5 protein-coding genes are annotated in these 6,410 nt (G+C 71.6%); 4 read left to right on the top strand and 1 reads right to left on the bottom strand.

Annotated elements, in window-relative coordinates:
* Positions 1 to 44 precede the first annotated feature (44 nt).
* The gene (locus ACWGPE_RS18330; protein WP_231429526.1) at positions 45 to 638 is read right to left on the bottom strand and encodes a nitroreductase family protein; all 594 of its coding nucleotides are present in this window, start codon (positions 636 to 638) and stop codon (positions 45 to 47) included.
* 188 nt (positions 639 to 826) lie between these two features.
* Here ACWGPE_RS18330 and ACWGPE_RS18325 point away from each other — a divergent pair, with 188 nt between their 5' ends.
* The 4 genes from ACWGPE_RS18325 (at position 827) to ACWGPE_RS18310 (ending at position 6,364) form a co-directional block, all read left to right on the top strand.
* Positions 827 to 2,554, top strand: coding sequence for a S8 family peptidase (locus ACWGPE_RS18325; RefSeq protein ID WP_231429527.1), 1,728 nt, complete (start codon positions 827 to 829; stop codon positions 2,552 to 2,554).
* Positions 2,555 to 2,652: 98 nt separating this feature from the next.
* Complete coding sequence (locus ACWGPE_RS18320; protein WP_452049223.1) at positions 2,653 to 3,198, top strand: TetR/AcrR family transcriptional regulator; 546 nt, start codon at positions 2,653 to 2,655, stop codon at positions 3,196 to 3,198.
* A gap of 261 nt (positions 3,199 to 3,459) precedes the next feature.
* Positions 3,460 to 4,908, top strand: a complete 1,449-nt coding sequence (locus tag ACWGPE_RS18315) for an APC family permease (protein WP_452049224.1) — start codon at positions 3,460 to 3,462, stop codon at positions 4,906 to 4,908.
* 133 nt (positions 4,909 to 5,041) lie between these two features.
* Positions 5,042 to 6,364 carry a flavin monoamine oxidase family protein gene (locus ACWGPE_RS18310; RefSeq protein ID WP_452049222.1) on the top strand — a complete coding sequence of 441 codons (1,323 nt, stop codon included), beginning with the start codon at positions 5,042 to 5,044 and terminating at the stop codon, positions 6,362 to 6,364.
* The last annotated feature ends 46 nt before the right edge of the window (positions 6,365 to 6,410 follow it).

Here is a 6,410-nt window from a genome sequence, read left to right as displayed (position 1 = left end):
CCTCGGGGTCGATCGACCCCGAGGCATCCGTCTCGCTGCGGCGGTTACTCGCCGACCGTGACGAACTCCGCCAGCTGCATGCGGCGGCGCGGCGCGACCTCGCGCTCCCGGAGCACCTCGCCCAGCTGGTCGACGTCGCCGAGGGCGCCGATCGTGGTGATCGAGACGACCTCCTGGTTCTCGGGCAGGCCGAAGGCCTCGTGGATCGCGGCCGCGTCGAAGCCGCCCATCTGGTGGGTGTGCAGGCCCTCGTGCTGAGCCTGCACGGTGAGGTGGGCGACGGCCTGGCCGAGGTCGTAACGCGCCCACGGGCGCTGGCGGCCCTCGGCGTCGACGGTCTCGGCGATGTTCACGATGAGCACGGCGGCCGAGTCGGCCCACTCCTGGTTGAAGCCCGCCATCCGGTCGTGCAGGGTCGTGAAGGCGGCGGTGCCGCGCCGGGCGACGATGAAACGCCACGGCTGCGAGTTGTTCGCCGACGGCGCCCAGCGGGCGGCCTCGAGGATGGTCCGCAGGGTCTCGGTCTCGACGACGGCCTCGGGGTCGAAGGCGCGGGGGCTCCAGCGCTCGACGAGCGGGTCGATGAGGGGTGCGGCCGTGTCGGCCCTGCGGGACGTGAGATCGGTGACGAGCGTCATGGTGCTGCTTCCTGGTTCGTTGCGTTGAGCGGTGGTGCGGGTCGCCGTCGTCCCGATCGATTCGAACGCATGGAACCGCCGAGGTATTCCGGGAGCGTCGTCGAACACTTCGTGGACCCCCTATCGGCCTGGCTCGACCGTGTGCGAGCATGGCCGGGCAAGATCCCGTCAATGAGGAAGGATGCTTCATGCTGAAGATGCGATCCATCGCAGCAGCTTCTGCCATCGCCATCGGCCTGACCGCGCTCGCCGCAACACCTGCCGGAGCCGTCGGAGCCGATGCGGGAGCCGATCACGAGTACGTCGTGGTCTTCGCCCAGGGGGTGTCGAGCGCCGACGCGCTCGCCGCGGTCGAGGCCGCGGGCGGCACCGTCGTCTCGCAGAACGACGCCATCGGCGTCGCCACCGTGCGTGCGGGCGCCGGCTTCGCCGACGCCGCGGCCGACCAGTCGGTCATCGAGGGCACCGCCCAGAACCGCATCATCGGCGATGTGCCGGGCTCCGGCCACGCCGACGCGAAGAAGAGCGACGGCGTCGAGGACGAGGGGCACGCCGCCCCAGGCAAGGCGAAGTCGCACGCGCCGAGCTCGGCCGACGCCGAGCCGCTCGCCGACCTGCAGTGGGACATGCAGCAGATCGACGCGACGGTCGACGGCTCGTACGCCTGGCAGCAGGGCTCGAAGGGCGTTCGGGTCGGCATCATCGACACCGGCGTCGACGGCAGCCACCCCGACATCGCACCGAACTTCGACGCCGACCTCAGCCGCAACTTCACGGTCGACGTGCCCGTCGACGCGAACGGCGACGTGATCGACGGCGACTGCGCCGACGAGCCCGACGGCTCCTGCGAGGATGCCGCCGACGTCGACGAGAACGGCCACGGCACCCACGTCGCCTCGACGATCGGCTCGCCGATCAACGGCCTCGGCATCGCGGGCGTCGCGCCGAACGTGTCGCTCGTGAACCTCCGCGCCGGCCAGGACTCGGGCTACTTCTTCCTGCAGCCCTCGGTCGACGCGCTCACCTACGCCGGTGACCACGGCATCGACGTGGTCAACATGAGCTACTACGTCGACCCGTGGCTCTTCAACTGCTCGAGCCACCCGGCCGACTCTGCGGAGGACCAGGCCGAGCAGCGCACCATCGTCGAGGCGATGCAGCGCGCGCTCGACTACGCGCGCGGCCACGGCGTGACGCTCGTCGCGGCCGCCGGCAACGAGGCGATCGACTACACCAAGGCGGTCACCGACGGGGGCAGCCCCGACTTCGCGAGCGTGCCCGGCGAGGCCGCCTACGTGCGCGACCTGCTCGACCCCGAGTCGTGCATCTCGATGCCGGCCGAGGGCGACGGCGTGATCTCGGTCTCGAGCACCGGCATCTCGGAGCGCAAGGCGTACTACTCGAGCTACGGCAACGGCTACATCGACGTGGCGGCGCCCGGCGGCGACGTGTACGACACCCCTGCGAACACCCGGGACATCACGAAGGGCATCCTCGCCGCCTATCCGGCCTCGCTCGCCGAGGCCGAGGGCGCGATCGACGAGAACGGCGACGTGGTCGTCGACTGGGCGGTCGAGAGCTGCGACGACGAGGGCACCTGCGCGTATTACCAGTACCTGCAGGGCACGTCGATGGCGTCGCCGCACGCGGCCGGCGTCGCCGCGCTCGTCGTGAGCCAGTACGGCGCGGCCGACCCGCTGCGCGGCGGCATCCGGATGAACGCCAACGCGGTCGAGAAGAAGCTGCTGAAGTCGGCGGTCGACGAGGCCTGCCCGGTGCCGGCGGACTTCACCTACACCCGTCACACCCCGGCGGGTGCGACGCTCACCGCGACGCACACCTGCGAGAGCGCCAAGAAGACCAACGGCTTCTTCGGCGACGGCATCGTGAACGCGCTGCGGGCCGTCGGGCACTGACCGGCACGCAACACCTCGGGCGCGGCATCCGTTCATCGCGAACGGGTGCCGCGCCTTCGTGCGCCCGTCGTGTGCGTCCGTGCTCGTACGATGGCGTGGTGATCACCGTCGATGGCCAGGCCGCCCGAGTCCTCACCGCGTACACCGACCTCGTCGTCGAGCGGGGCCTGCGGGGGGCCACGCTCGAGGCGGTGGCGGGCCGGGCCGGGCTCTCGAAGTCGGGGGCGTTGCACCACTTCTCGTCGGTGAGCGCGCTGCGTGCGGCGCTGTTCGTCGAGCTGCGCGCCCAGGCGCGGCGCGACACCGAGCAGATGCGCACCTCGCCGGCGGGGGCCGTGCGGTTCTACCTCGTCTCGTCGCTCGATCGCGACAGCGAGCTCGAGCGACTGATCGAGGCGGCCTACCGCATCGCGCAGACCGGCGACGAGGCGGCGCTCGAGGTCCTGCGCGAGTGCCGGGCCGACTGGCTCGACGCGCTCGAGACCGCGACCGGCGAGGCGACGCTCGCCCGCCTGGTGCTCTTCGCCGGCGACGGCATCAACCACAACGCGCTCATGAACCTCGACGCCGGCGAGGACGTCGTCACGCGCGAGCGGGTCGAGGCGATCATCGCCGCGCTCGAGAGCCTCCGCGCCGGGGGCTGAGGCCGCCCGGCGACCCGGCCGCCCGGCGGGCCGGCAGCGCGGGGCGCGGCCGCGGTCGCGCGGTGGCGAACGCCGTGACCCACTGACAGACCGACTAGTCGGTCGGTCAGGTACACTGTTCGAGCCCCACCCACCCCTCGACGACGAGCAGGTACCACGTTGACGAAGCAGACCGCAGCCCCGGCCGACTCCGCGCCCGGCGCATCCGCCACTCCCGCCCCCGGCGCTCCGGCACCCGGCACCCCCACGAAGGGCCTCGCCATCGGCAAGCTCGGGCTCTGGGGCTCGACGGTCATCGGCATCGCCTCGACCGCGCCGCTCTTCTCGCTCGCCGCGACCCTCGGCTACGTCGTCATCGCGGTCGGCGCGCAGGCGCCGATCGCCTTCGTGCTCGCGTTCGTGCCGATGCTCTTCACCGCCTATGCGTACCGCGAGCTCAACAACGACGTGCCCGACTGCGGCACCGTGTTCACCTGGGCGGCGAAGGCGTTCGGCCCGCGCACCGGCTGGATGGCCGGCTGGAGCATCGCCGTCGCCGGCGTGCTCGTCATGGCGAACCTCGCCGAGATCGCCTCGGCCTACCTGCTGAGCCTCATCGGCGACGGCTCGCTCGTCGAGAACCGCTTCATCGTCACCGCCTTCGGCTGCGTCATCATCGCCGTCATGACCTGGGTGTCGCTGCGGGGCGTCGAGATCGGCGAGCGCATGCAGCAGGTGCTGCTCGCGATCCAGTACCTCGCGATGGCCGCGTTCGTCGTCGGCTGCCTCATCGGCTACTTCACCGGTACCGCACCCGACCCCACCCCGGTCTCGCTCGACTGGTTCAACCCGTTCCTGGCCGACGGCACCGGCATGGTGCAGGCGATCCTGCTCGCGCTCTTCATCTACTGGGGCTGGGACACGTGCCTCGCCCTCACCGAGGAGACGAAGGACCCGCGTCGCACGCCGGGCCGCGCCGCGACCCTCACGACGGTCATCCTGCTGATCACCTACGTCGGCATCACCGTCGTCGCGATGATGTACGCCGGCCTCGGCGACACCGGCACGGGCCTCGCGAACGAGACCAACGCCGACGACGTGTTCTCCGTGCTCGCGGGCATGGCGATGGGCCCCTTGGGCTGGTTCCTCGTGGTCGCCGTCGCGATCTCGGCGCTGTCCTCCTCGCAGACCACCATCCTGCCGACCGCGCGCGGGACCTTCGCCATGGGCGTCTACAAGGCCCTCCCGGCTCGCTTCGCGAAGGTGCACGAGGCGTCGAAGACGCCGACGTTCTCGACGATGCTCGTCGGCGTGATCGCGATCGTCTACTACGCCGGCATGAACCTCGTCTCGACCGACGTGCTCGCCGACTCGCTGCTCTCGATGGGCCTCGCGATCGCCTTCTTCTACGCCATCGCGAGCTTCGCGTGCGTCTGGTACTTCCGCCGCACGCTCTTCGCCAGCCGTCGCAACTTCTTCTACCGCCTCGTCTTCCCGCTGCTCGGCGGGGTCTTCATGGCGTGGGCGTTCGTGCAGTCGGCGATCGACATGCTGAACCCCGACTACGGCTACTCGCAGGTCGCCGGTGTCGGCGGCGCCTTCATCGTGGGCATCGGGTCGCTCCTGCTCGGCGTCGTGCTGATGTTCGTCTGGGCGATGTTCCCCGGCTCCCGCGACTACTTCCAGAAGCGCTCGCTCAACCGCGACACCGAGGTGCTCGCCCCCGAGTGACCGATGCGGCGGATGCCTCGGCGCCGCGCCGCTCGCACGCCGGGTGCACGCGCCGCCCGTCATCCGCTCGCCGCCTGTCATCCGCTCGCCGCCTTCCGCTCACCCGCCTCCCTCTCGAATGGACCAGTAGCCCATGTTCGACACCGTCATCGTCGGAGCCGGCGTCGCCGGACTAACCGCCGCCCGGCTCCTGCACGCCGCAGGCCGCCAGGTCGTCGTGCTCGAAGCGCGCGACCGCATCGGCGGACGCACCTGGACCGACCGGTCGCCGGGCTTCTCCGTCGACCGGGGCGCCTCCTGGATCCACGGGCTCGACGGCAACCCCCTCACGGAGCTCGTCGCAGCGTTCGGCATGGAGACCGCCGAGTTCACGGTCGGCAGCTTCCAGGCCGGCGGGCGCCCGATCGCGAACTACGACGAGGAGCACCGCGAGCTCGACGCCGCGGCGACCGACGCGTGGCTCGACGACGTCGCGGCGGCCGACGAGCGCCTCGCCGCCGCGGTCGAAGCCTCGGAGCACGGCGAGAGCTACGCCGACGTCGTCGAGCGGGCGCTCGCCGGACTCGGCTGGGATCCGGAGCGCACCGAGCGGGTGCGCGCGTTCCACCGCCATCGCACCGAGGAGCAGTGCGGCGCCGACGGCGCCGAGGTCGACGCCCACGGGCTCGACGAAGACGCGATCGACGGCGACGAGGTCGTGTTCCCCGGCGGCTACGACGCGCTCGCGACGGCGCTCGCGGATGGCCTCGACATCCGACTCGGGCAGCCGGTCACGGCGGTGGAGTGGTCGGCGGCGGGCGTGCGCGTCACCACCGCGTCCGAGTCGTTCGAGGCCGGTCGGGTCGTCGTGACGGTGCCGCTCGGCGTGCTCAAGGCCGGGACGATCGACTTCGAGCCCGCCCTGCCCGAGGCGGTGTCCGGCGCGATCGACCGGGTCGGCATGGGCACGTTCGACAAGGTCTTCCTGCAGTTCCCCGAGCGCTTCTGGCAGGACGGCGCGTACGCGATCCGCCAGCTCGGCGCCGAGAGCGCGCCCTGGCACTCGTGGTACGACGTGTCGGTCGTCAGCGGCACCCCGATGCTGCTCACCTTCGCGGGCGGCGAGTGGGCCCGCCGCATCGAGCAGATGGCCGACGACGAGATCGTCGCCTCGGTGCTCGAGGGCCTCCGGCGCAACTACGGCGACGCGGTGCCCGAGCCGACCGGCCACTGGATCACCCGATGGGGCTCCGACACGTACGCACTCGGCTCGTACTCCTACGTCGCCCGCGGCGCCTCGTACGACGACCACGACGTGATCGCCACGCCCGTCGGCGACGTGCTGCACCTCGCCGGTGAGGCGACGTGGGGCGACTGCCCGGCGACGGTCAACGGGGCGCTGCTCTCGGGCCACCGCGCGGCCGAGCGCATCCTCGGCACGACGATCCCGATCGAGCGCCTCGCCGACGGCCGCTGAACCGGTCGGCACGACGACGAGGGCGCGGCATCCGCAGGGGATGCCG

Source organism: Agromyces sp. NPDC055658 (assembly GCF_053618155.1).
The sequence above is the reverse complement of the archived record's forward strand: the minus strand, read 5'-3'. Positions and strand labels throughout refer to the sequence as shown.

Coding starts and splice junctions, on each gene's coding strand:
- ACWGPE_RS18330 (WP_231429526.1), bottom strand. CDS start 638: ATGACGCTCGTCACCGATCTCACGTCCCGCAGGGCCGACACGGCCGCA.
- ACWGPE_RS18325 (WP_231429527.1), top strand. CDS start 827: ATGCTGAAGATGCGATCCATCGCAGCAGCTTCTGCCATCGCCATCGGC.
- ACWGPE_RS18310 (WP_452049222.1), top strand. CDS start 5,042: ATGTTCGACACCGTCATCGTCGGAGCCGGCGTCGCCGGACTAACCGCC.